General features: G+C 71.6%; 18 protein-coding genes and 2 pseudogenes. 8 read left to right on the top strand and 12 right to left on the bottom strand.

Translation table 11 applies throughout. The features are described from left to right. Window positions 1-11: 11 nt before the first annotated feature. Window positions 12-572, bottom strand: coding sequence for a mycothiol transferase (locus tag ACZ5C2_RS07125; protein ID WP_468787435.1), 561 nt, complete (start codon window positions 570-572; stop codon window positions 12-14). Between the two features lie 70 nt (window positions 573-642). Next, window positions 643-846, bottom strand: a pseudogene (locus ACZ5C2_RS07120) (DNA alkylation repair protein); the annotation flags it as partial. A 45-nt stretch (window positions 847-891) separates the two neighbouring features. On the opposite strand from ACZ5C2_RS07120, the pseudogene ACZ5C2_RS07115 reads away from it, so the two are divergent. Then, a pseudogene (locus ACZ5C2_RS07115) lies at window positions 892-1242 on the top strand (transposase); the annotation flags it as partial. An 815-nt stretch (window positions 1243-2057) separates the two neighbouring features. Next, on the top strand, window positions 2058-2486 hold the full coding sequence (locus ACZ5C2_RS07110; protein WP_468787694.1) for a transposase: 429 nt from the start codon (window positions 2058-2060) through the stop codon (window positions 2484-2486). On the opposite strand, the gene mmuM is transcribed toward ACZ5C2_RS07110, so the two are convergent. Both mmuM and ACZ5C2_RS07100 read right to left on the bottom strand, forming a co-directional pair. Beyond that, window positions 2386-3303 carry a homocysteine S-methyltransferase gene (mmuM, locus tag ACZ5C2_RS07105; protein WP_468787433.1) on the bottom strand — a complete coding sequence of 306 codons (918 nt, stop codon included), beginning with the start codon at window positions 3301-3303 and terminating at the stop codon, window positions 2386-2388. The genes ACZ5C2_RS07110 and mmuM overlap by 101 nt on opposite strands. A gap of 166 nt (window positions 3304-3469) precedes the next feature. After that, on the bottom strand, window positions 3470-4873 hold the full coding sequence (locus tag ACZ5C2_RS07100; RefSeq protein ID WP_468787431.1) for a DUF2252 domain-containing protein: 1404 nt from the start codon (window positions 4871-4873) through the stop codon (window positions 3470-3472). A gap of 287 nt (window positions 4874-5160) precedes the next feature. Here ACZ5C2_RS07100 and ACZ5C2_RS07095 point away from each other — a divergent pair, with 287 nt between their 5' ends. The 3 genes from ACZ5C2_RS07095 to ACZ5C2_RS07085 all read left to right on the top strand — a co-directional run bounded on the left by ACZ5C2_RS07095 (window position 5161) and on the right by ACZ5C2_RS07085 (window position 7975). Beyond that, complete coding sequence (locus ACZ5C2_RS07095) at window positions 5161-5988, top strand: class II glutamine amidotransferase (protein ID WP_468787429.1); 828 nt, start codon at window positions 5161-5163, stop codon at window positions 5986-5988. 683 nt (window positions 5989-6671) lie between these two features. After that, the gene (locus ACZ5C2_RS07090) at window positions 6672-7478 is read left to right on the top strand and encodes an isocitrate lyase/PEP mutase family protein (protein WP_468787427.1); all 807 of its coding nucleotides are present in this window, start codon (window positions 6672-6674) and stop codon (window positions 7476-7478) included. 71 nt (window positions 7479-7549) lie between these two features. Beyond that, complete coding sequence (locus ACZ5C2_RS07085; protein WP_468787425.1) at window positions 7550-7975, top strand: NUDIX hydrolase; 426 nt, start codon at window positions 7550-7552, stop codon at window positions 7973-7975. Here the strand turns inward: ACZ5C2_RS07085 and ACZ5C2_RS07080 are convergent. Beyond that, on the bottom strand, window positions 7962-8690 hold the full coding sequence (locus tag ACZ5C2_RS07080; RefSeq protein WP_468787423.1) for a hypothetical protein: 729 nt from the start codon (window positions 8688-8690) through the stop codon (window positions 7962-7964). The two genes, ACZ5C2_RS07085 and ACZ5C2_RS07080, sit on opposite strands and share 14 nt — an antisense overlap. 28 nt (window positions 8691-8718) lie before the next feature. After that, the gene (locus ACZ5C2_RS07075) at window positions 8719-10095 is read right to left on the bottom strand and encodes a prenyltransferase/squalene oxidase repeat-containing protein (RefSeq protein WP_468787421.1); all 1377 of its coding nucleotides are present in this window, start codon (window positions 10093-10095) and stop codon (window positions 8719-8721) included. A 457-nt stretch (window positions 10096-10552) separates the two neighbouring features. Here ACZ5C2_RS07075 and ACZ5C2_RS07070 point away from each other — a divergent pair, with 457 nt between their 5' ends. Together ACZ5C2_RS07070 and ACZ5C2_RS07065 are read left to right on the top strand one after the other, a co-directional pair. Next, the gene (locus ACZ5C2_RS07070; RefSeq protein WP_468787419.1) at window positions 10553-12280 is read left to right on the top strand and encodes a PHP domain-containing protein; all 1728 of its coding nucleotides are present in this window, start codon (window positions 10553-10555) and stop codon (window positions 12278-12280) included. Continuing rightward, window positions 12262-12786, top strand: a complete 525-nt coding sequence (locus ACZ5C2_RS07065) for a hypothetical protein (RefSeq protein WP_468787417.1) — start codon at window positions 12262-12264, stop codon at window positions 12784-12786. The genes ACZ5C2_RS07070 and ACZ5C2_RS07065 overlap by 19 nt, the downstream gene beginning before the upstream one ends. Window positions 12787-12791: 5 nt before the next feature. Here the strand turns inward: ACZ5C2_RS07065 and ACZ5C2_RS07060 are convergent, their stop codons facing one another. The 6 genes from ACZ5C2_RS07060 to ACZ5C2_RS07035 all read right to left on the bottom strand — a co-directional run bounded on the left by ACZ5C2_RS07060 (window position 12792) and on the right by ACZ5C2_RS07035 (window position 21581). Then, a complete protein-coding gene (locus ACZ5C2_RS07060) occupies window positions 12792-15665 on the bottom strand; it encodes a glycoside hydrolase family 2 TIM barrel-domain containing protein (RefSeq protein WP_468787415.1) in 2874 nt (957 codons plus the stop codon). 11 nt (window positions 15666-15676) lie between these two features. Beyond that, complete coding sequence (locus ACZ5C2_RS07055; protein WP_468787413.1) at window positions 15677-16549, bottom strand: carbohydrate ABC transporter permease; 873 nt, start codon at window positions 16547-16549, stop codon at window positions 15677-15679. Further along, the gene (locus ACZ5C2_RS07050; protein WP_468787411.1) at window positions 16546-17511 is read right to left on the bottom strand and encodes a carbohydrate ABC transporter permease; all 966 of its coding nucleotides are present in this window, start codon (window positions 17509-17511) and stop codon (window positions 16546-16548) included. The genes ACZ5C2_RS07055 and ACZ5C2_RS07050 overlap by 4 nt, the downstream gene beginning before the upstream one ends. A 23-nt stretch (window positions 17512-17534) precedes the next feature. Then, window positions 17535-18800, bottom strand: a complete 1266-nt coding sequence (locus ACZ5C2_RS07045) for an ABC transporter substrate-binding protein (protein WP_468787409.1) — start codon at window positions 18798-18800, stop codon at window positions 17535-17537. Between the two features lie 163 nt (window positions 18801-18963). Beyond that, the gene (locus ACZ5C2_RS07040) at window positions 18964-20190 is read right to left on the bottom strand and encodes an ROK family transcriptional regulator (RefSeq protein ID WP_468787407.1); all 1227 of its coding nucleotides are present in this window, start codon (window positions 20188-20190) and stop codon (window positions 18964-18966) included. Between the two features lie 137 nt (window positions 20191-20327). Beyond that, window positions 20328-21581 (bottom strand): FAD-binding protein, encoded by a 1254-nt coding sequence (locus tag ACZ5C2_RS07035; protein ID WP_468787405.1) that lies wholly within the window; start codon window positions 21579-21581, stop codon window positions 20328-20330. 156 nt (window positions 21582-21737) lie between these two features. On the opposite strand from ACZ5C2_RS07035, the gene ACZ5C2_RS07030 reads away from it, so the two are divergent. Then, a complete protein-coding gene (locus tag ACZ5C2_RS07030; RefSeq protein ID WP_468787403.1) occupies window positions 21738-23060 on the top strand; it encodes a radical SAM protein in 1323 nt (440 codons plus the stop codon). Window positions 23061-23112 lie beyond the last annotated feature (52 nt).

Here is a 23112-nt window from a genome sequence, read left to right as displayed (position 1 = left end):
CGGCAGTCCCGTTACTGCCCCACACGCCCGTCGACGCACTCACGCAACAGGTCCGCGTGCCCGCAGTGGCGGGCGTACTCCTCGACCCGGTGCACCAACAGCTCCCGCACCGCGATGCCTTCCTTCCCGAGCCGCACGCCCGGATCCGTATGAGCGGCGAGTGCCGCGTCGGTCGCGGCCTGCTCCCGCTCCAGATCCGCGTAGGCGGCCTCGACCACGGCCGGATCGCCGACGGCGTCGTCGAAGTCCCCGTCCCGCCTGCCGTACAGCTTCGGCAGAGGCTCCGTATCGCTGATCCAGTTGCGCCAGTCCCGCTCCGCCTCGGCGAGATGGCGCACCAGCCCGAGCAGCGACATCGTCGACGGCGGCACCGAACGCCGCGCCAACTGCTCCGCGTCCAGCCCTTCGCACTTCATCCGCAGCGTCAGCCGGTAGTTCGTCAGCACGTCCACCAGCGTCGCGAGCTCCCCGTCCGGCGCGGGGCCGTCGTTGTTGCGGGGGTCGGCGTCCGGGTCGGCCCACATGTCGGGGTAGACGGTCGCCTGGGTCCATCGCTCGGGTTCGTCGATCATGGACTCCATGCTGGACGACGCGAACCCGGCGCCGCCAGCCCTTTTCCCCGTCCCAGGGGTGGACCGCCTGCTACCCCGCCCGCCGGCTCACCATCTCGTTGATCCACGCCGGCGCGAACGGGGACGTGCAGCCCGGGGGCGTCGGGTAGTCCTTGAGCACCTCCAGCCGCTCACCGATGCCGAGCGCACGGGCACGGTGCTCGGCGTGCTCGATCCCGATCTGGGCCAGACAGTGGTTCATCGCCCACTGGAGGCGGTCCGGAGCGTCCTTCATCAGATTCCTCCGTGGATACTCCGCCCTTCAGGACTCTGCTGAGGAATGCGTGATTCGAGCAGGGTTGGGTCGTTGGTCCTCCGTGGTTGTTGTGGTCGTGGGTGGGAGGGCCGAGAGATGTCGCTGGAGCCGCGGGCTGATCATGGGGTGCCGGAGCTGACGGCCCGGGTGGTGCGGGCAGCGTTCCCGAAGGGGACGCTGGCGGTGCGGATCCGGGAGGCGTTGGGTCCGCTGTTTGAGGACGAGGCGTTCGCCGGGGCGTTTGCTGTCCGGGGGCGTCCGGCTGTCTCGCCGGGGGCGTTGGCGTTGGTGTCGGTGTTGCAGTACGCGGAGGGGCTGACCGATCGGCAGGCCGCTGACCAGGTACGGGCCCGGATGGACTGGAAGTTTCTCCTCGGCCTTGAGCTGGATGATCCCGGGTTCGATGCCTCCGTGCTGAGCCTGTTCCGTTCCCGTCTCATCGAGCACGGACTGGAACAGACGACGCTGGAGCTGGTGCTGGAACGCCTGCGCGGGCTGGGCCTGCTGAAGGCCGGTGGCCGGCAGCGGACCGATTCCACGCACGTGCTGGCGGCGGTGCGGACACTGAACCGGATGGAGTTCGTCGGCGAGACGCTGCGGGCCGCACTGGAGGCGCTGGCGGTCGCTGCCCCGGCATGGCTGTCCGGCCTGGTCACGGCCGAGTGGGCCGAGCGCTACGGGCCACGCGTGGACGACTACCGTTTCCCCAAGGGCGAAGAGGTCCGTGAACAGTGGTCCGAGCAGGTCGGACAGGACGGGTTCTTCCTGCTGGACGCGGTCTACGCCCCCGCGGCTCCGAGCTGGCTGCGTGAGATCGAGGCAGTGCAGGTCCTGCGTGTCTCCTGGGTCCAGCAGTACCACCACGACGAGAGGGGCGTGCGCCGGCGGGAGACCAAGGATCTCCCGCCGGTTCATCAACGGTTGTGCTCGCCCTACGACACCGACGCCCGCTACGGGATCAAGCGCGGCTCCGGCTGGACCGGCTACAAAGCGCACCTGACTGAGACCTGTGAGCCGGACGCGCCGCATGTGATCACGCAGGTGGCCACCACCGATGCCGTGGTGGCCGACACCGAGATGACCGAACCGGTCCACCAGGCGCTCACGGAACGGGGGTTGCTGCCGGACGTTCCGTCGTGGACGCCGGCTGCACCACTGCCGCGCTGTTCCTGTCCGCGACCGGGCAGGGTATGGAACTGCTCGGCCCGGCCCCGCACGACAGCAGCCGCCAGTCCCGAGAGGATCAGGGCTTCTCCCATGCCGATTTCACCATCGACTGGGAGGACGAGAGCGCCGTATGTCCAGGCGGGCACCGAAGTTTCGAGTGGTGGGAACAGAAACACCACCGCAACGGCACTCCGGTCCTCAAGGTGTTCTTCTCCGCCGAGCACTGCCGCCCCTGCCCGAAGCAGACATCGTGCACCAAGCCCCCGTCCGGCCGCCCGGCCACCTCGGCATCCTTCCTTCAGGCGCGGGCTTCAGCCTACGACGACGTGAAGGCGGTCTGGTGCGAGTTCGCTACGAGCGGCCCAGCGTCGCCGCGACCGACGAGATCGTCTCCGGGCCCACTCGGCAGCAGCCCCCGATCAGCCGGGCCCCCGACTCCCGCCATCCCGTGACGCGAGAGGCGGTGAAGGTCGGCCTGCCGGTCCAGGCCCGCGCCCCCGCGTCCCACTCCTCCCCGCTGTTGGGGTAGACCACGACCGGTTTACCGGTGACACGGGCGGCGAGCGCGACCGTGTGGTCGGCGGCCTCCGGCGTGCAGCAGTTCACACCGACCGCGATCACTTCGTCCGCCCGCGCGGCCAGTGCGAACGCGTCCTCCAAGGGCTGGCCCGCGCGGGTCCGGTTGCCGGCCGCCGAGTACGACAGCCAGGCCGGTACGCCGAGGCCGCGCAGGGCGCGGAGCAGAGCCTCGGCCTCCTCGGTGTCGGGGATGGTCTCCAGGGCCAGGAGGTCGGGGCGCGCGGCGGCCAGGACCTCCAGGCGGGGGCGGTGGAAGCATTCCAGCCCCGTGACCGACAGGCCGTAGCGGCCCCGGTACTCGGAGCCGTCCGCGAGCATCGCCCCGTACGGACCGACCGAGGCCGCCACCCACAGCGGGCGGGACGCCCCGGCCCGCCGGGCCGCCTCCCGGGCACACCCGACGCTCAGCGCGAGCAGCGCGGACGCCTCCTCCCGGCCGATCCCGCGCCGCGCGAAGCCCTCGAACGTCGCCTGGTAGCTCGCCGTGATCGCGACATCCGCGCCCGCCTCGAAGTACGCGAGGTGGGCCGCCGTCACCGCCTCCGGCTCCTCGGCGAGCAGCCTGGCCGACCACAGCTCGTCGCTCAGGTCATGTCCGGCCGACGCGAGCTGGTTCGACATGCCGCCGTCGAGGACGACCGTGCCGTCCGCCAGGGCCTCGGCGAGGGAGGGTGCGGTGCCGGTGCTCATGGCCCCGACGGTAGTAGGTGCACGGCTCACCGGTCACCTCGCGTCCTCCTTGCCGGGTGCCGGGTGCCGGGTGCCGGGTGCAGGGATGGAGCACCGTCTTCGGAGGTGGCCTCGCGGAGACGGTTCGTCGCCCCGCACAGGGACCCCGTCCAGCGGGCCGGCCGCGTCACACGCTCTCGGCGCGCACCCTGCCGGACCGGACGGCGGCCCCCAGCGCCTCGAAGTCGCGCTCGTTGCGGTCGGCGTAATCCTGGGCGAACCCGGTGAGCGCCCGGTCGAAGCGGTCGCCCCGGCCCAGGTAGGCGGCGATGGCGATGGGGTCGCCCGAGCGGGCGTGGGCCCGCGCCAGGCTCGCCCCGCAGAGACGGGCGAACAGTGACAGCGTGGCCGGGTCCATGGTTTCCGGGCGGGCGATGCCCTTCCAGTCGCGCAACTGGCGTACGTAGAAGTCGCGGGGGCGTCCGTCGAGCCCCACGGCGTGGGTCCAGCCGAGCATGATGTCGCTGGTCGTCTGGATCAGCCGCTGGCCCGCGACCACACGGCGGCCCTGGTTGTCGTAGCGCCCGCCGTCCGTGTGCGGGGCGAGCACCGACTCCTGCGCCTCCTTGGCCTGGAGCAGCAGGGGATCGTCGTCGTCCCGGCCGAGGAGGAGGACGATCCAGCAGCGTGTGCCGACACTGCCGACGCCGACCACCTTCCGGGCCATGTCGACCAGGCGGTAGCGCCGCAGCAGGTGCCGCCGTTCCGATGACAGCGACCGCGCGTAACCGTCCAGGACCTCCCGCAGGGCCCGCTCCTCGGCCGAGGGGTCGTCCAGCAGGTCGGCCAGTGGTGTGATCAGCGGTGGGTCAGGGGTGATGCGGCGCCCGTCGGCGGTGGACCGGGTGAGTTTCGCGAAGGCGCGGAGATGGGTGCGGGACCGGGCGCGGGCGGTCGCCTTCGCCGTACGGCGCCGGGCTTCGCGGTCCATCGACGCGGCCATGATGCCCCGCAGCCGGTCGGCGTCGTCCTGGGCATACCAGATGTCGAGGGTGCGCATGCCGGCGAACTCGCGCATGCGGCCGCGGTACGCCGCCACGCAGGCGAGCACCGTGTCGTCCTGCGCGCCGGTCGGGAAGCCGTTCGCCCGTCCGGCGATGGCGAGGCTGGCCGCCAGCCGTTTCACATCCCATTCGAAGGGGCCGGCGAGGGTTTCGTCGAAGTCGTTGATGTCGAACACCAGATGACGCTCCGGTGAGGCCAGCAATCGGAAGTTCAGCAGATGGGCGTCGCCGCAGAGCTGCACGGTCAGGCCGGTGCTCGGAGCCGGTCCGAGATCCGCCGCCATGATCGCGGCTGCTCCCCGGTAGAACCGGAAGGGGGATTCGAGCATCCGGCCGTAACGGACCGGCACCAGCTCGGGCAGCCGGGTCGCGGACTGCCGCTCGATGATCCCGACGGGGTCGGGCCGTCCACGGGCGGCTTCGAACCGGCCGTGGGACGAGCGTGACGTGCGGCGTCGCGCGTTCTTGCCGCGCGCGGCCCGCTCGGCCGGGGACGGGCTGCCGCTGAACGGACTCGGTACGGGCATCGGGGCCTCCCGCCTGCGCCGTGAGCCGCGCTTCCTCGTGGCTCCCCGCGCCTTCTCGCCCTTCATCCCATCGTGCACGGCCTCCGGCATGATCACCCGTCGTGGATGAGGCGGCGGGAGCGCGCCGGGGACGGGCCGAGGGCGGCGGCCGGGCGGGGTGCCGGGGCCCACGGCCCGGAACGGAGCAGGGAGGCCGCCCGGCTCGCGTCCCACCCGGCCGGCTGGGTACCCGGCGGGCAGCGGGGCTCCGCCCGAGTCGTGGCCGCGGGGCCGGAAAGGCGGTGGACATGTGCCGGTGGCTCGCCTATTCGGGCACTCCGATCCTGCTCGACAGCATCCTCTACAGGCCGGCCCACTCACTGATCGACCAGAGCCTGCACGCCAAGATGGGCGTCGAGACCACCAACGGTGACGGGTTCGGTGTCGGCTGGTACGGGGAGGACACCGACAGCCCCGCCGTCGTCCGCGACATCGGACCGGCCTGGAGCGACCGCAACCTGCGGGAGATCGCCCGGCATGTGGTCTCGCCGCTGTTCTTCGGCCATATCCGCGCCTCCACCGGTACGGCGGTGCAGCAGACCAACTGCCATCCGTTCCGCCACGGCCCCTGGATGTGGATGCACAACGGCGCGATCGACGGGTTCCACCTCATGCGACGCGATCTCGCGATGGCCGTGGACCCGGGCCTGTTCGCCGACATCGAGGGGTCCACGGACTCCGAGATGATGTTCTACCTGGCGCTCACCCTGGGCCTGGAGGAGGACCCGCCCGGCGCGGTGGCCCGGATGGCCGGTCTGGTGGAGCGCACCGGCCGTGCGCACGGCGTGGAGTTCCCGCTGCAGATGACGGTCGCGGTGACCGACGGCGCGCGGCTGTGGGCGTTCCGCTATTCCAGCCGGAAGGAGTCCCGCTCGCTCTTCTACAGCAGCCGGGTGGAGACCCTGCGCTCCCTCCACCCCGACCTCGCCTTCCTGCGCGAGCTCTCCGACGATGCACGTCTCATCGTCTCCGAGCCCCTGGGGGACCTTCCCGGCGCCTGGAACGCGGTCCCGGAGGGGGCGTACGGAGTCGTCCAGCCGGAGGGCGACAGGATGGCCGACTTCGTGCCCGTGTAGAAGTACGGGCCCGGTCACGGCTGGTGGGCTGAAGACGGCGGCGAGTAGGTGTCGGGTCTCCGGGACGGTCAGCTTGATCGGGGGTGACCGCGGGTGAGATGGGCTGGCTGGGCGGGGCGCTCGGATGCCGAGCTGGTGGCGACGGCGGTCAGCCAGAGCAAGAGCGACTACCGCCAGTATCAGAGAGATCGACGGCGACCCCCTGCACGACCCCGACCGGCACACCCGCGTGCAGCGGCTCGGCCGGCAGGCGGACGGCACCCGCGACTTCGGTGTCCCCGTCCCCCATCCCCGTCCCCGTTGCCGACGGCCCGGCGGCCCGGCGGGGGAGGGGGCGACGTGGGACGGGACTGCGATGGCGGTGGCAGACGTGGCCGGCGGCTGCGCGGCCGACTCGGCGTCGGTCAGCGCACACCTCTGTGTTGGAGATACCAACCAGCGGGGGACACAAGGGACATGAGGTCGTCCCGCTGAGTGACTGAACGGTGCGGACTCGGGAACTCGTCGACCTGCCTCTGGTGTTGAAGGGGGAAGTCGGGGTGGGATGAGCCCCTGGGGCGCTCCGTCCGGAACCGGGGCGTCCCAGGTCCGTGCCGTCCCGTGAGGCTGGGGCGAAAGGGCACGGCCGGAGAGGCACGGACACTTCGGCCGGCACCGAAGCGTTCCGCTTCTACCGTTTCCGCATGACCGAGAGCGCACCGACCTCCCGTCCGTCCGCGGCCGCCACCGCCTTCGCCGGCCTCCACCACGCGGACCAGCCCCTGCTGCTGCCGTGCGCCTGGGACCACGCCTCCGCGCTGCTCCTGGCCGCCCAGGGGTTCCGGGCCGTCGGGACCACGAGCCTCGGTGTCGCCGCGGCGGCCGGACTGCCCGACGGCGCCGCCGCCACCCGGGACCTGACGCTGCACCTCGCGCGCGTCCTCGGCTCCGGACCGTTCCTGCTCTCCGTGGACGCCGAGGGCGGTTTCAGCGACGACCCCGACGCGGTGGCCGAGTTCGCCAGGGAGCTCCACGCGCTGGGCGCCGTCGGCATCAACCTGGAGGACGGAAGAGGCCCCGCCGACCTGCACGCCGCGAAGATCGCCGCCGTCCGCGCCGCGGCCCCCGGCCTCTTCGTCAACGCCCGCACCGACACGTACTGGCTCGGCGACGGCGACGGCACCAGGCACCGTCTCGACGCCTACGTGCGGGCGGGCGCGCACGGAGTGTTCGTCCCCGGCCTCACCGACCCGCGGAGGATCGCGGACCTGGTGCGCGGCCTGGACGGCGTTCCGCTCAACATCCTGTACACGCCCACCGGGCCGTCCGTCCCCCACCTCACCGACCTCGGCGTCCGCCGCGTCAGTCTCGGCTCCCTCCTGTACCGCCGGGCACTGGGCGCGGCGGTGGAGGCACTGGCCGGCATCCGCGCGGGTGACGGGCCCCTGCGGGGAACGACCCCGTCGTACGCGGAGATCCAGGCGTTCGGTGGACGGGACCGGGGGGAGTGACCCTGGTACGGTGGGCACTTTCGCGGGTATCAGACCCTTTGGACTCATCTCCGGCGAGGGACCGAGGAACCATGGACATGGACATCCCCGGCGAGAAACGACTGGCGGCCGCGGTCGTGCGGGACGACGAGGGGCGGGTGCTCCTGGTGCGCCGCAGTGCGACGGAGAGATTCCTGCCCCGGGTGTGGGGCGTTCCCTGCGGCAAGCTCGAACCCGAGGAGAACGCCCGTGACGGCGCGTTGCGCGAGCTGAAGGAGGAGACCGGCCTGCTCGGCGAGATCGTGCGCAAGGTGGGCGAGTCGTCCTTCGTCAGCGAGTACCGGGGGCGGGAGACCAAGAACTGGCAGGAGAACTTCCTGGTCCGCCCGCTGAGCCGGAGGATCACCCTCCCCCTGCCGGACCAGGAGCACGTCTGGCTGCATCCGTCCGAGCTGACCGGCGTCGACATCGACGACTACAACCTGGACGTAGTGCGGCAGGCGCTCACGCGCTCCTGAGCAACTCCGCCAGCCCGTTCAGCGCGGCCAGATAACCGGGCCCGTCCAGCGGCTGCTTGGCCACCGCACCCGGATGCGGTCCCGCCGCCGTGAACACATCCGTGTGCCGGCGCCGTCCACCGCCGGTCTCCAGGAACAGCGTCACCGTCGGCTCGTCGGTGTCGCACCACGCCCGGTGCAGGGTGTGCGCGGGCAGGGCGTAGGTGCTGCCCGCCGCGTAACGGCCGGTGTGCGTCAGCCGCAGCCGGGCCCGCCCCGCGGGTTCCAGCAGCCAGTCGGCCGACCCGTCGGCCAGGGACTCCTCGTACCGGGTGGCCTCGACCCCCTCACCGTCGTCGCGCGCCTCGTACAGCTCCATGCTCAGCCGCCCCCGCACGATGTGCGATGCCAGCGTCGAGCGATGGTTGTGGATGTCGTCCGTGCCGGTGCCGCCCCCGCCCGCATGCCACAGATGGACCCGCAGCATGTGCCGCGCGCCGACGCCGGCCAGCAGCAGCTTGTCGAAGCCCAGCACATGGCGGTACGACAGCCGGGCACAGGCCTCCGGATCGCCCGAGCCGCCGGCGAGTTCGGTGATCAGTTCCAACAGTTCGTCGGGGTCGCCGAGCCGGGCCACGACCGCGCCGGCCGCCGCCACCCGGTCCCGCTCGGGGTGCTCACCGTCCAGTGACTCCGTGAGCAACCGCCGTACGGCCCGCACCTGTCGATCCCCCACCCATCCCACCCTCTCGAGTCTCCGCGCGTCACGTCGTGGTCGTCGTGGTCGTCGTGTCGTCCGGCCGGTACGCCCACAGGGCGTGTCCCCGCAGCGCCGTCAGGCCCTGATACGTCATCCACATCGGGTGCCGCAGCTCGTTTCTGTCACCCCGGTCCCAGGACCAGATGCCGTCCCGCTGTCCGGCCCGCACCGCGGCCACCGCTCCGTCCAGCAGCTCGCGCCAGATCCCTTCCAGGCCGTCCCGCCGGGCGACCTCCAGCGCGCCCCGGGACAGCAGGGCCCTCACGATCCAGGTCGCCGTGAAGTGCCGTACGTTCAGCACCTCGTGGTGCGCGGGATCGTCCGGGCGCGGCCGGCGTACCTCCTCGCGCAGGTTCTCCAGGTCCACGCAGGCGTGGTGTTGAGCGTCGGGACAGGACAGCAGCCAGCGCACCCCGTCCTCCCGTGCGGCACGCACGCCCGCGCTCTCGCCCAGGACGCGTGCGGCACGCTCCAGCGCGACCACCGCCTGCGCCGTGTGCAGGGGGGACGGGGATCCGTACGGCGGGTCGAGCCGGTAGCCCCAGCAGCGCAGATGGTCACGGGCCGGATCGCTGATCGCGCCGTCCACCAGGGCCTCACGCAGGGAGGGCAGGGCGGCGAGGCGGGGTGCGGCGCGCAGCAGCCCGCGCAGCACCGTCGTCATCACGTGCGTCGACTCCCGTCCCGCGCGGTCGAGTTCGCGGGTGAACGCGTTCGTGCAGCGGTCCACCTCTTCAGCGAGCCGGTCCGGTGACACACCCGCACGGGCCAGCGCGCCCAGCACCAGCGCGGTGACCTCCGGCCGGGCCTCGGCCCCCTGGGACCGTGCCGACCATCCGCCGCCCGGCAGCCGCAGCCGCCACAGCGTGTCGACGAGCTCGCCCGGTACGAGCCGGCCGTCGGTCATGCCGAGGTCGAGCATGATCTGCAGCCCGTACGCGGTGCCCACGGAGGTGGGGCGGGAGGGGCTGCTCTCGCCCAGGGAGTGCGACCAGCCGGTGAGTCGGCCGCGGCCGGGGTCGTCGACCACGGCCACCTGAGCGACGAGGGCGTCGTAGGCGGACGCGAAGACCTCGGGGAGCGGACCGGGCGCGGGGCCGGTCCCGGTCGCGGGCGGCCCGGCGGGGCGGGCGGCTCCGTCGGCCCGGGCCCGAACCAGCGCGGCGGCCAGCCACGCGGCGAGCGCCGTGCCGAACCCGCTCACCGAGGCGATCAGATACTTCGCCGCCTCCCCGCCCAGGGAGCCGGGCAGCACCTGGAACAGGAACTGGAACACTCCGTACCCGGCGGCCAGGCACCCGAGCCCGCCGAGCCAGCCCACGAACCGTCCGGGACGGGATGTCCCGTCGTCCGGTCCGGCAGGCGTCGGATGCGTTCGCACGGGCCTCAACGGTTCGCTCCTCAGGGGGCGTTGGGACACGTCGCGCTCCCTCCCCCTGGGCGGCGACAGACGGCTGCGGCAAGATTCCATCCTAGGGAATCCCGGACGAACGGCTCCGACTCACCGTCCGTACCGCTGTTTCCGCCGTCTCACACCCGTCAGGACAGGGGGTCCAGGCGGATCCGGGTGGCCGCGTACCGGGCGGGTGAGTCAGGGCGTACGCGCGGTGGACGCCCCGGCGAACGCGGTCAGTGCCTCCTCGCCGGTCCGGCGCGGGGATGCGGTCCTCCCGGAAAGTTCTCCGGGGTCCCGAGAGCGGATCCGGCCCACCCGGGGTGTGCGGCGAGCCGTCGTGTCCGGGGCATGTGCGGCTCACCCGCCGGTCGTTCCACGTTCACGCGCCGCGTTGATCCTCCACTCGCGGCGTGGTCGCGTCGCGGCATCGAGGAGGCACGTCATGGGTCACGGGCACGCACACGGACCGCACCACCATCACCACCACGGACACGACCACCGGCAGGAGGCGACGGCGCCCCTGCCCGCCGCCTTCGACACCTCCGTGCCGGACGAGGCGCTGAACCCCGAACAGAGGTCCCGTCGCACGCTGCTGCGCCGGGCCGGGCTGCTCGGCGCGGGGCTCGCGGCCGGCACCGTGCTGTCCGCCGGCGCCGGTGCGGCCGCGCCCGCACACGCGGCGGGCGACAGCCGTCGTGGCAAGGGCGGCGGCAAGGGCTTCCTGTGGCTCGCGGGCGACCACCACATCCACACCCAGTACAGCAGCGACGGCAAGTACCGCGTCGTCGACCAGGTCCGCCAGGGCGCCCGGCACGGCATGGACTGGCTGGTCATCACCGACCACGGCAGCACCACCCACGCGAAGATCGGCGTCGAGAAGGTCAACCCGGACATCAGACAGGCCCGGGCCGCCCACGAGGACACGCTCGTCTTCCAGGGCCTTGAGTGGAACATCCCGGCCGCCGAACACGGCACCGTCTTCGTCCACCCCGGCCGTCACGAGGTCTCCGTCCTCAAGCAGTTCGAGAACGACTACGACGGCAGCGTCAAGGGCGCCGGCGACTCCACCCCCGCCAACGAGGCGCTCGCCGTCGCCGGCCTCAACTTCCTCGCGGACCAGGTCAGACGGCGCAAGGTCAAGGACGCCCTGATGCTCGCCAACCACCCCGCGCGCAAGGGCATCGACTCCCCGCACGAGATCCGCGCCTGGCGCGACGCCACCGGCAGCGGGGACCGGCAGATCGCCGTCGGCTTCGAGGGCGCCCCCGGCCACCAGGCCGCCGGCCTTCCGAAGCCCCTCGGCATGGGTCGCGCCCGCGGCATCTACGACGGCAGCCCCGGAGCCAACTCCTTCCCCGGCTACCCGCTGGAGAGCTACCGCACCTGGGGCGGCTTCGACTGGATGACCGCCACCGTCGGCGGCCTGTGGGACAGCCTCCTCGCCGAGGGCCGCCCCTGGTGGATCACCGCCAACTCCGACTCCCACCAGGTGTACGCCGACACCGGCGCCCGCGGCGGGGGCGACTTCGCGGCCAACGGCCGCTACGACGACCCCGTCTACGCCGGGAGGATCGACGTCACCCAGGGCGACTTCTGGCCCGGACAGTACAGCCGCACCCACGTCGGCGCCGACGGCTTCTCCTACGCGGCCGTCATGGACGGCATCCGGGCCGGCCGCGTCTGGGTCGACCACGGACAGCTCATCAGCGGTCTCGACGTCCGGGTCTCCGGCGGCAGCCGCTGGGCCACCCTCGGCGGGGCCCTGCACGTACGCAAGGGCACCCGGGTCACGCTGAGCGCCGACGTCGCGCTCGCCGGCGGCACCAACTGGGCCGGTTTCACACCGAAGCTCGCCCGCGTCGACGTCATCCAGGGTGATGTCACCGGCCCGGTCACCGACAAGGACACCTTCACCGCGCCCACGGCGAAGGTCGTCCGCTCGTACGACATCGACAAGCCGGCCGGTACCGTCCGCGTCACCTTCGACCTCGGCCGCGTCGACCGCCCGGTGTACGTCCGGCTGCGCGGCACGGACGGCAACCGGTCCGCCGTCGGCGCGATGGGCGCGCGGGTCGACCCGGCGGGCCCCGCCCTCGACATCGTCGGCGACGCCGACCCGTGGCGCGACCTGTGGTTCTACACCAACCCGGTGTGGGTGCTGCCGTCGTGACGCCGTACGCCCTCACCGTGGACGCGGGTGTCCGGGACCTGCTCGACGCCGACCACCTGCTGCACGAACTGGCAGCCGGACTCGACCTGCCCGAGGACATGTTCGGCTGCACCCACCTCGTGCGCGGCGACCGGCCGCGCGTCGCCGTGTCGCTGTCCCTGCCCGCGCGGCCGCTCCCGGACACCCTCCGGGAGCGGCTCGCGGGGTACGGTGCCGTCTCCCCGGGACTGCCCGACGCGGTCGGGCGCGCGGTGCTCTATCCGGGCGCCCGCGCCCTCACCGGCACGATGACCGTCGCGGAGCTGATCGCAGGCTCCGCGATCGCCCGCGTGACGGTTCTGGGCACGCCCGAGCCACCCGGCCCGCAGACGCGCATGGTGACCCGTGACCATGTCCGGCCGCAGTGGCAGCGGGACGAACTCGTCCTCGCCGCCACTCCGGCCCTGGGCGGCACCCTCGTGCCGTTCGAGGCCCCGGACCCGACGCCCTGCTGCGCGGACCACTGAGTCCGTCAGTCGCGCGGCGGCGAGAAGACGAACGAGAACTCCGCCGGCTCGGGCCACAGCTGGTACTGGGGCAGCGGGCCCGGGCCGCAGGACTGGGAGCCGATGGCGTGCTGGCGGTGGTCCAGGTTGACCCAGACCGTGTCCCCGGGGGTGAGGTCGGTGCGGTGCCGGGCGGCGTCCAGGTGTTCGGTGGTCCAGGGCCTGGCCGTGAACCAGAACTCCGGGTCGCCGTCGATCCTCAGGCCGCCGGCCTCCGCCCAGCGCACGTGCGCGCGGGCGCCGTTCTCCTGCGGGCGGACGTAGGGCGTCTGGAGGTCCTGGACACTGGCGTCCCACAGCAGGTCCCTGGACGCGGTCACGGTGTCGGGATACGCCTCGTTCCCGCCGCCGAACCAGAGGACGGCATCCTCCGCGGTGGCCCCGACGAGGCCGAAGCGGACGCCGAGCCGGGGCAGCGGCACCCGCCAGTCGCCCTCCGGTACGACCGAGACGGCCAGCCGCACGTGCGTGCCGTCGGAGGTCCAGCGGTACGCCGTCCGCAGGCCCGCCTCGCGGCCGGCGGGCGCCACCCGGGTCCGTACGGTCAGGCCGTCGCCGTCCGTCTCGACGGCCTCGACGCGGTGTCGCATGCGGTGCAGGCCCAGTTCGCGCCAGAGGAGCCCGTACCGGGTGTCCGGCTGCCAGGGCGCTCCGTCGTCGTTGTCCGTGGTCGCCCGCCACACGTCCAGGCGCAGACCGGAGACCGGCACGCCGATGAGGGTGCGCGGCGCGCCGGTGCGGGCGTCGAAGACCGCCGGGCCGAGGGTGATCCGGTCCCCGTCGACGGTGGGGCGTACGCCGGCGGCGGCGGGCAGCGGGGCGCGGCGGGACACCGTTCGCTGTGCCCAGGCCACCTCGTGGTTCCTCCCGGCCCAGGGGGTGTCCCCGGCGAGCCGTGCCTCCACCGTCCACTGCACCTCCTCGCCCTTGCCGTCCGGGGCCTCGGGCAGCTCGACCTCCGCCGACGCCCCGGGGACGAGCGCGGGCACGGCGAGCGGGTGCGCCCCGGTCGGCAGGCCGTCCACCTGGTAGGAGACCGAGAACTCCAGATGCGACAGGTCCGCGAAGTCGTACCGGTTGGTCACCCGTACGGTGCCGTCCGTGTCGCCCGCCTCGATCCGGACCGGCTCGATCACCTTCTTGTACTCGGTCAGTCCCGGTGAGGGTGTGCGGTCCGGGAACAGCAGCCCGTCGCAGACGAAGTTGCCGTCGTGCAACTCCTCCCCGAAGTCACCACCGTAGGCGTAGCCCAGGTCCGGGTGCTCGATGCCGTGGTCGATCCACTCCCAGACGAAACCGCCCTGGAGGCGGTCGTACGTCTCGAACAGCTTCTGGTAGTCGGCCAGTCCGCCGGGTCCGTTGCCCATGGCGTGCCCGTACTCGCAGAGGACGAGCGGCAGTCGGCGCCTGCCGTGAGGGCCGCCGTCCAGGCCCCGGGCGATCCGCTCCACCTCCGCGTGCGGCGGATACATCCGCGAGTACACGTCCGTGTCACGGCAGCCGGAGTCGCCCTCGTAGTGCACCGGCCGGGACGGGTCCCGGCCGTGGATCCAGTCGGCCATCGCGGTCAGTCCGCGTCCGGTGCCCGCCTCGTTGCCCAGCGACCACATCACCACCGACGGGTGGTTCTTGTCCCGCTCGACCATGCGGGCCGCGCGGTCGAGCAGGGCGGGGGTCCAGCGGTCGTCGTCGACGGGGTTGTCCCGCCAGTCCTGTTCGACGAATCCGTGGGTCTCCAGATCGCACTCGTCGATCACCCACAGCCCGTACTCGTCGCACAGGTCGAGGAAGGCGGGGTGCGGCGGATAGTGGGAGGTGCGGACGGCGTTGATGTTGTGCCGCTTCATCAGCAGCACGTCCTCGCGCATGGTGGCGGGGTCCAGTGCGCGGCCCCGGCGCGGATGCCACTCGTGCCGGTTGACGCCCTTGAACAGCAGTGGCGTCCCATTGACTTTGATCACGCCGTCGTCCAGGACGACCGTTCGGAAGCCGACACGCAGCGGGACGCGTTCGCCCGCCGTCGCCAGTACCCCGTCGTACAGCCGGGGCGTCTCCGCCGTCCACGGCCGGACCGGGAGCGTCACCGGTTCGCCGGTCGCCACGTCGATGCCCAACTCCGGTACGGTCACCCGGCCCGGGGTGCCGGAGTCGACGCGCAGGGTGCCCTCGCCGGTGACATGGTCGTAGGCGGCGTGCACGAAGAAGTCGCCCACGCCGGACACCGGGCGGTGCAGCAGCGTCACGTCACGGAAGATGCCGGGCAGCCACCACTGGTCCTGGTCCTCCAGGTAGGAGCCGGCCGACCACTGGTGGACCCGTACCGCGAGGACGTTCCCCGACGGCTTCAGCAGGTGCCCGACCGCGAACTCGTGCGCCAGGCGGGAGCCCTTGAACTCCCCGATGTCCGTGCCGTTCAGCCACACCCGGGCGCAGGACTCCACCCCGTCGAAGCGGAGCACGCTCCCGCCGTCGCCCGGCCACGTCCCGGGCAGGTCGAAGAGGCGCAGATGGTCGCCGGTGGGGTTCTCGGCGGGGACGTGCGGCGGGTCGACGGGGAAGGGATAGAGGTGGTTGGTGTAGATCGGCGCGCCGTGGCCCTGGAGGACCCAGTGGCCGGGCACGGTCACCTCCGCCCAGTCGCCGGCGTCGTGGCCGGGTTCGGCGAACGAGTCGTCCTCCGCGTCGGCGGTCGGGGACACCCGCAGGCGCCACCTGCCGTTCAGGGACAGGGATGCCGCGTCGGAGGAGGCGTACCAGGCGCGCGGGGGCAGGGCCCCGCGGCCGGGTGAGACGTCCTCGACATAACCGGTCGAGCCGCTCGCCGGGGTGCGCGATGACATGGGTCTCCTACTCAGCCCTTGATCCCGGTCTGTGCGATGCCCTGGACCAGCCAGCGCTGGAGGAACAGGAACACGCACACCAGGGGGAGGATGGAAATGGCCGTGGCCATGAAGATCAGATGGAAGTTCACGGTCTGGTTGGTCATGTAGGAGGAGAGGGCCACCTGGACGGTCCAGGAGCTCGGGTCCTGGCCGATGACCAGCGGCCACAGGAACGAGTTCCAGCCGCTGATGAAGGTGATCGTGGCGATGGCGGCGAAAAAGTTCAGCGAGTTCGGCACGACGACCCGCCAGTACGCGCCCCAGTAGCCGAGCCCGTCCACCCGCGCCGCCTCCTCCAGCTCCTTGGGGAACCCCAGGAAGTACTGCCGGAACAGGAAGCAGGTGAAACCGCTGAAGAGGCCCGGAATGATCAGACCCCGGTAACTGTCCACCCAGCCGAGCGAGGAGACCAGCACGAAGCTGGGCACGAAGGTGACCGCGGTCGGCACCATCAGGGTCACCAGCACGGCGTAGAAGACCTTGTCGGCGTGCCGGTACGGGATGCGGGCGAGGCCGTATCCGGCGAGTGAGCAGACCAGCAGGGTGCCGACGGTGTGCGCCACTCCGACGACCGCCGAGTTCCACAGCGACCGGGCGAAGTCGACCGTCGGATCGTCGAACGGCTCGGTGACGTTTCCCCATTGGATGTCGGTGGGGAAGAACCGCCACTCCTCGCCGGTGATCTCGCGGTCGGTGGACAGGGCGCCCCGCACGATCAGGTAGAAGGGGACGAGGAACAGCAGCGCGGCGACGGCCGTGGCGGCGTACAGGCCCGCCGAGCCGATGACGTTCCCGCGGCGGACCCGGCGCGTCGGTCCCCGCCTGGGAGTGGTGGTGGTCACTTGGGGCCCTCCCCCCTGCCGAAGCCCATGATCCGGCCCTGGAGCAGCGTCACCAGGCAGATCAGCAGCGTCAGGATCAGCGCGCCCGCGCTGCCCGCGCCGTAGTCCTGGTTCTCGCCCAGCGCTTTGTAGTACAGCTCCACCAGGGGCGGACGCCCCCAGGTGGTCTTGTTGAGCAGGTTGAAGAACTCGTCGAAGGCCTGGTAGGCGGCCACGAGCAGCAGCAGGATCACGGCCGTCGAGGTCGCGCGCAACTGGGGCAGCGTGATGTGCCGGAACGTCTGCCGGCCGGGCTTCGCCCCGTCGATGGCCGCCGCCTCGTACAGCTCCGGCGGGATGTTCTGCAGCGCCGCCAGGAACAGGATCATGTAGAAGCCGGCCTGCAGCCACAGCCGTACGGTGACGATGACCAGCCAGTACCAGGGCGGGTCGGGGCTGGCCAGCCAGGCGGTGTTGTCGGCGCCGAACCAGCCGAGGACGGTGTTGGCGAGCCCGAAGCGTACGCCGTTGAAGATGGACATCTTCCAGATGAGTGAGGCGGCGACATAACTGACCGCCGTCGGCAGGAAGAACACCGACCGGAAGAACGCGCGCATGAACCGCAGCCGGTTCACCGCCAGCGCGAGCGCGAGCGACAGCGCCCAGGTGGTGGGGACGATGATCACGGCGAAGACGGTGAAGGTGACGAGGGAGCCCATGAACTCGTCGTCGGTGAGCATGGTGCGGTAGTTCTCGAAGCCGACGAACTCGCTGGGCGTGACCGTGAAGCGGGCCTCGAAGAGCGACAGCCAGGCGCTCCAGAGGATCGGGACGTAGACGAAGACCGCCAGGCCGAGGAGGAACGGCCCGGTGAACAGCCAGAAGGCGAGGGTGCTGTTGCCCCGGAGCCGTCGCCGCGGCCGGGCGGGGGAGCCCTTGCCGGGAGCGGGGCGGGCGACATCGCGCGTGGAGGTGGCCGACATGGGGTGGCTGCCCGTCCGCCGGTCTATCCGAAGAGCTTGTCGAGCTCGCGGTTCACCTTCGCGTCGGCCTTGTCGAGCTCGGCCTCCGGGTCACCGCCCTTGCGGACACAGTTGGCGAGGACGTCCTCCAGGGCGGTGATCATCGACTGGGTCCAGCCGATGTTGTCGAAGTGCCCGAACTCGTTGAACAGCCTGACGCCCTCGGCCGGCAGACCCGACTTGAGCTTGCCGGCGGACTCGGCGATCGAGGTGCGCGGCGGGATGTGGAAGCCGTAGGAGAGCGCCCAGTCCTCCTGGTACTCCTTCTGGTCGATCCACAGCCACTTCACGTACTCCTTGGCCGCTTCGACGTTCTTTCCCTTGGCGTTGACGAACATCGACCACCCGCCGTTGTAGACGGCCTGCTTGCCGGAGCCGGTCACCTTGGGGAAGGGGAAGATCCCGAGGTCGTCGCCGAGCGCCTCCTGCATCTGCGGCATGGCCCACATGCCGCACCACTGGATGGCGGTGAGGCCCTGGTTGAGCGCGGAGGGGTCCCAGAAGTCGGTCGGCGCGTCGAGCAGCAGATCACCGCTGGTGAACAGCTTGCGCAGGGTGCCGAAACCGCCGACGACACCGTCCGTGTGGTAGGCGATCTCGTTGTTCTCGTCCAGGGTGTCGGCGCCGGACGCCCAGATCAGCGGGTTGACCATCGAGTGCAGGGTGTTGCCGAGGTAGATGCCCTTGACCTTGTCGGTGGTCAGTTCAGCTGCGGCGGCGAGGAGTTCGTCGAGTGTCCGCGGGATGTCGACGCCCGCCTTGTCGAAGAGCGACTTGCGGTAGAAGAAGAACTGCGGGTCGTCGATCATCCGTACGCCGTAGATCTTGCCGTCGACGGTGTGCGACTGGATGTCGGCCGGGTTGAAGTCGTCCTTCACCGGGTCGACCAGCTCGGTCAGATCGGCCACCTGACCGCTCTTGATGAGCTGGATCTGCGGGTGGAACTCGAAGACGTCCGGCGCCTTGTCGGTGAGCAGTGAGGAGAACAGCTTGCTCTCGAAGTTGGAGCCCGTGATCCACTGCGTGGTCACGCTCGCCTCCTCGTAGGCCTTGGCGTACCGCTTGATCGCCTGCTCGGTGCCGGCCTCGCCGTAGGCGTGGAAGTACTGGACCAGGGACGTGCCCGAACCCGAGCCGCCCCCGCGTCCGGTGTTGCCGCCGCACGCGGCGAGCCCGCCGGCGGCGGTGAGTCCCAGGGCGGCACGGAGTACTGCTCGACGGTCCCATGTGCTGGTGCTCGATGCCGGCATGACGGACGTCCTTGTCTCTTGTGCGGCTGCGGCGGGGTGGCGCTCAAGGACTTGCGGTGCGCGGGACGTTAACCTTCGGCCAATACTTCGGCAAGGGGTTGGACAAAGCCCGTTCGAAGTGTTGTGGGCTGTTCGCGATGACGAACGAGTCCTGGGCCGGGAGTTACCGGCGACCGCTCACGGCGCGGTTCCTGGCGCCCTTTCCGGCCGGCTCCAACGCGCCCTCCAGCGCGAACGTCGCCGCTCCCAGGCACACCGGGTCGGTCGGGATCGGCGAGAGGACGATCCGGGTGGCGGCCAGCGGACGGCGCAACGCGTGCCGGGTGACGGCGGCGCGCACCTCGTCGAGCAGCGGCTCGCCGAACGCGGCCGCGACCCAGCTGCTGAGCACGACCACCTCCGGATTGAAGAGGTTGATCAGACCGGCGACGCCGGCACCCAGATAACGGGCGGTGTGCCGGAGCACCCGCAGCGCCGGCGGATCGCCCGCGCGCACGGCCCGGGCGAGCGCGTCGACGGTGGCCGTCTGGTCCTCCGCGTGCAGCAGCGGACTGTCCGGGCTCAGCTCCCACAGGTTCAGCATGATCCCCGGCGCGCCGGTGTACGTCTCCACACAGCCGCGGTTGCCGCAGTGACACGGGCGGCCGTCCAGGACCAGTGTCGTGTGACCCCATTCGCCGGCGCTGTTGCTCACGCCCCGGTGCACCCCGCCACCCAGCACCAGCCCGGCGCCCACCCCCGTCCCGAGGTTGACCACCACCGCGTCCCCGTGCCCGCGCGCCGCCCCGAACCACAGCTCGGCCACCGCGCACGCGCGCAGCGGATTGTCGAGATACAGCGGGTAGGCGATGTGGTCGGCGAGCAGGTCGAGCAGCGGTACGTCGTGCCAGTCCCAGTTCGGCGCGTACTCGGAGACACCGGTGTCCCGGTCCACCTGACCCGGCACGCTCACCCCGGCCCCGAGCACCCGCGCGCCCTCCACCCCGGCCTGTGCCACCACCGCACCGACCGCCCTGGCCACACGCCCCACGACCTGCTCGGGCCGTCCGTCCCCGGGGCGCATGCCCTCCTCCGCGCGGGCCAGTACGTTCAGCGCGAGGTCGAACAGCTCGACCCGGACATAGGTTTCGGCCAGGTCGACACCGATCAGCGCGCCCCCGGACGCGTTGACGGCGACCAGTCCCCGGGGACGGCCCCCGGCGGAGTCCTCGAAACCGACCTCGGTGATCAGAGCGAGGTCGAGCAGCTCACCGACGAGGGTGGCGACGGTGGCGACGCTCAGACCGGTGGCGGCCGCCAGCTCCTGCCGGGAGGTGGGCGACGCGGCGATGATCTGACGCAGCACCTGATAGCGGTTGGCCGTACGGATGTCCCGTGATGTGCGCTTCACCGTCAGCTGCCCCCATCCCTGCCCGACCGGGCCGGGCCGGCCCGGCACCGGCGCGCGGCAAGGCTACGCAGGACACGGAACGTTCGACAAGGCCTTTGGAAAGGGGCTTGACGAAGGCAGGACCCGGGCGCCGGGGCTCAGCCGCCCAGGACCTCCCGTACGAAGGCGTTGGTGAACTTCCCCTCCGGGTCCAGGTCGCGCACGAGCGCACGGAAGTCGTGCAGGCGCGGGTACCGGGCGTGCAGCTGGGCCGCCGGTGTGGTGAACACCTTTCCCCAGTGCGGCCGCGCGCCGAACGGAGCCAGAGCCTCCTCCACCCGGGTCACCACGGGCAGCACCGTCCGGGTGTCCTCGGTCCAGGTGAAATGGGCGGCCACCGTGTCCTGGTCGTAGCAGGGACCGATCCACTGGTCGTCGGCGGCGACGGTGCGTACCTCGCAGGTCTGCAGCACCGGGGCGACGGTCTCCCGGATGCCGTCCAGCGCCCGCAGCATGCCGACGGCCGACCTGCGCGGCATCAGGTACTCCGACTGGAGTTCCGCCCCGCTGCTCGGCGTGAACTCCGCCCGGAAGTGCGGCAGCCGCTCGTGCCAGGGACCCGGTACCCCGAACTGCTCGGTGCAGTTCACCGCCGGCATCCCCGGCACCGGATGCATCTTCTCGGTCGCTGCGGGAGCCCAGGGGAAGTCCGGCAGCGGCTGGTCGGTGCGCCGCTTGACCCACACCTGACGGAAGCCCGGTGCCCGCCAGTCGGTGAACAGGCTCACGCTGTACGCCGCCGACATCACCTTCTCGAACGTGGCGTCGTCCAGCCCGTCCAGGGGCAGCTCGGTGAACACACGCTGCTCGACCTCGAAGGACGGCTCCAGGTCCAGGGTGAGCGCGGTGACGACACCGAGCGCGCCCAGTGAGGTGACCGCTCCGCCGAACCGCTCGTCGCCGCGCGCCACGGTCACCGTCGAGCCGTCCGCCGTGACCAGCTCCACCGCGCGCACGGACGAGGCGAGCGGGCCGTTGCCGACCCCGGAGCCGTGCGTGCCGGTGGCGACCGAGCCGGCCACCGAGATGTGCGGGAGCGACGCCATGTTCGCCAGCGCCAGCCCGTGCCGGTGCACCTGGCGGGCCAGCTCCGTGTAGCGCACCCCGCCCCCGACCCGTACCGTCCGGGCCGCCGTGTCCACGTCGATCCGCGGGGGCAGGGCGTCGAGGGAGAGCAGGACGCCGTCCGGGCCGGCCTCGGCGATCTCGTTGAAGGAGTGCCCACTGCCCAGGGCCCGCACCCGGGGGCTCTCGGCGACCAGCGCGCGCAGTGCGTCCAGGGTGTGCGGGCGGTGCAGCTCCTTGGCGGCGTACGTGATGTTGCCCGCCCAGTTGGTCACGCTCTCGGCCATCCCTCGTCCTTCCCGACGGTCGGGGCCGGAAAGGGCCCCGGTCGGAACCTATCCCGCGGAGTGACCCACGCCATGTGGGGGACCCGCCACCCCGGACGTCCGACCGGGGGCATACCGTGAGGAGTCGTACGTCCGAACCGGGAGGAGAACACGTCGATGGGCAGCCGTACCGCGCTGGTCGAGGATCTGATGCAGCGGTTCCCGCACGTGCCGCGCGAGGCCGTCTTCAAGGAGGACCTGCTGCGCGGCGGTGTGGCCTTCGACCCCTCCGCGCTCAGCGACAACGAGAGCGGCGAGGTCAAACCGAAGTCGTACTTCATCTTCTCCTTCGACCACGGGACCCTGCCCGAGCTGGGCGAGGCGGCGCTGCGGCGCCCGCCGGAGGAGATCATCCTCACGGGAGGGCCGTACGACCTGCGCCGCACGGTCGTGTCGGTGCGCGTGAACCCGGCCTCCCCCTACCGCGTCGCCGCCGGCGAGGACGGCATGCTCGGTCTCTACCTCGACGGCAAGCGGATCTCGGACGTCGGTGTGCCGCCCATGCCCGAGTACTACCGGCACACCCTCGCCAGCGGGAAGTCGGTCATGGAGGTCGCCCCCACCATCCAGTGGGGCTATCTGATCTATCTGACCGTCTTCCGGGTCTGCCAGTACTTCGGCGCCAAGGAGGAGTGCCAGTACTGCGACATCAACCACAACTGGCGCCAGCACAAGGCGGCCGGCCGGCCCTACACCGGCGTGAAGGACGTCGAGGAGGTCCTCGAGGCCCTGGAGATCATCGACCGGTACGACACGGCGAAGGTCTCCACCGCCTACACCCTCACCGGCGGCGCCATCACCAGGACCGTCGCCGGACGCGACGAGGCCGACTTCTACGGTCACTACGCCAAGGCCATCGAGGAGCGCTTCCCCGGCCGCTGGATCGGCAAGGTCGTCGCCCAGGCGCTGCCGAGGGACGACGTGCAGCGCTTCAAGGACTACGGCGTGCAGATCTACCACCCCAACTACGAGGTGTGGGACGAGTACCTGTTCAAGATGTACTGCCCCGGCAAGGAGCGCTACGTCGGCCGCGACGTGTGGCACGAGCGGATCCTCGATTCGGCGGAGATCTTCGGTGCGCGCAACGTGATCCCGAACTTCGTCGCGGGCGTGGAGATGGCCGAGCCCTTCGGCTTCAAGACGGTCGACGAGGCCATCGAGTCCACCACCGAGGGCCTGCGCTTCTTCATGTCGCACGGCATCACGCCCCGCTTCACCACCTGGTGCCCGGAGCCGACCACCCCGCTGGGCAAGGCCAACCCGCAGGGCGCGCCGCTGGAGTACCACATCCGGCTGCTCCAGGCGTACCGGCAGACCATGGAGGACTTCGGTCTGTCCTCGCCCCCCGGCTACGGTCCGCCCGGACCCGGCCAGGCGGTGTTCTCGGTCAGCTCGTTCATGGACAGCCTCCCGGCGCAGGAGCCCGCGCAGACCGGCTGAGACACCGGGGGCCTGCCTCGCAGGCGCCGCTCGAAGAGATCGGGAAGGCCGG

It is taken from the genome of Streptomyces sp. NPDC031365, assembly GCF_055569765.1.
This window is presented reverse-complemented; position numbering and strand designations above follow the sequence as displayed.

Excerpts from the sequence above, each read along its gene's own strand:
- ACZ5C2_RS07125 (WP_468787435.1), bottom strand. The coding sequence starts at position 572 with ATGATCGACGAACCCGAGCGATGGACCCAGGCGACCGTCTACCCCGAC.
- ACZ5C2_RS07110 (WP_468787694.1), top strand. The coding sequence starts at position 2,058 with ATGGAACTGCTCGGCCCGGCCCCGCACGACAGCAGCCGCCAGTCCCGA.
- mmuM (WP_468787433.1), bottom strand. The coding sequence starts at position 3,303 with ATGAGCACCGGCACCGCACCCTCCCTCGCCGAGGCCCTGGCGGACGGC.
- ACZ5C2_RS07100 (WP_468787431.1), bottom strand. The coding sequence starts at position 4,873 with ATGCCCGTACCGAGTCCGTTCAGCGGCAGCCCGTCCCCGGCCGAGCGG.
- ACZ5C2_RS07095 (WP_468787429.1), top strand. The coding sequence starts at position 5,161 with ATGTGCCGGTGGCTCGCCTATTCGGGCACTCCGATCCTGCTCGACAGC.
- ACZ5C2_RS07090 (WP_468787427.1), top strand. The coding sequence starts at position 6,672 with ATGACCGAGAGCGCACCGACCTCCCGTCCGTCCGCGGCCGCCACCGCC.
- ACZ5C2_RS07085 (WP_468787425.1), top strand. The coding sequence starts at position 7,550 with ATGGACATGGACATCCCCGGCGAGAAACGACTGGCGGCCGCGGTCGTG.
- ACZ5C2_RS07070 (WP_468787419.1), top strand. The coding sequence starts at position 10,553 with ATGGGTCACGGGCACGCACACGGACCGCACCACCATCACCACCACGGA.
- ACZ5C2_RS07060 (WP_468787415.1), bottom strand. The coding sequence starts at position 15,665 with ATGTCATCGCGCACCCCGGCGAGCGGCTCGACCGGTTATGTCGAGGAC.
- ACZ5C2_RS07050 (WP_468787411.1), bottom strand. The coding sequence starts at position 17,511 with ATGTCGGCCACCTCCACGCGCGATGTCGCCCGCCCCGCTCCCGGCAAG.
- ACZ5C2_RS07045 (WP_468787409.1), bottom strand. The coding sequence starts at position 18,800 with ATGCCGGCATCGAGCACCAGCACATGGGACCGTCGAGCAGTACTCCGT.
- ACZ5C2_RS07035 (WP_468787405.1), bottom strand. The coding sequence starts at position 21,581 with ATGGCCGAGAGCGTGACCAACTGGGCGGGCAACATCACGTACGCCGCC.
- ACZ5C2_RS07030 (WP_468787403.1), top strand. The coding sequence starts at position 21,738 with ATGGGCAGCCGTACCGCGCTGGTCGAGGATCTGATGCAGCGGTTCCCG.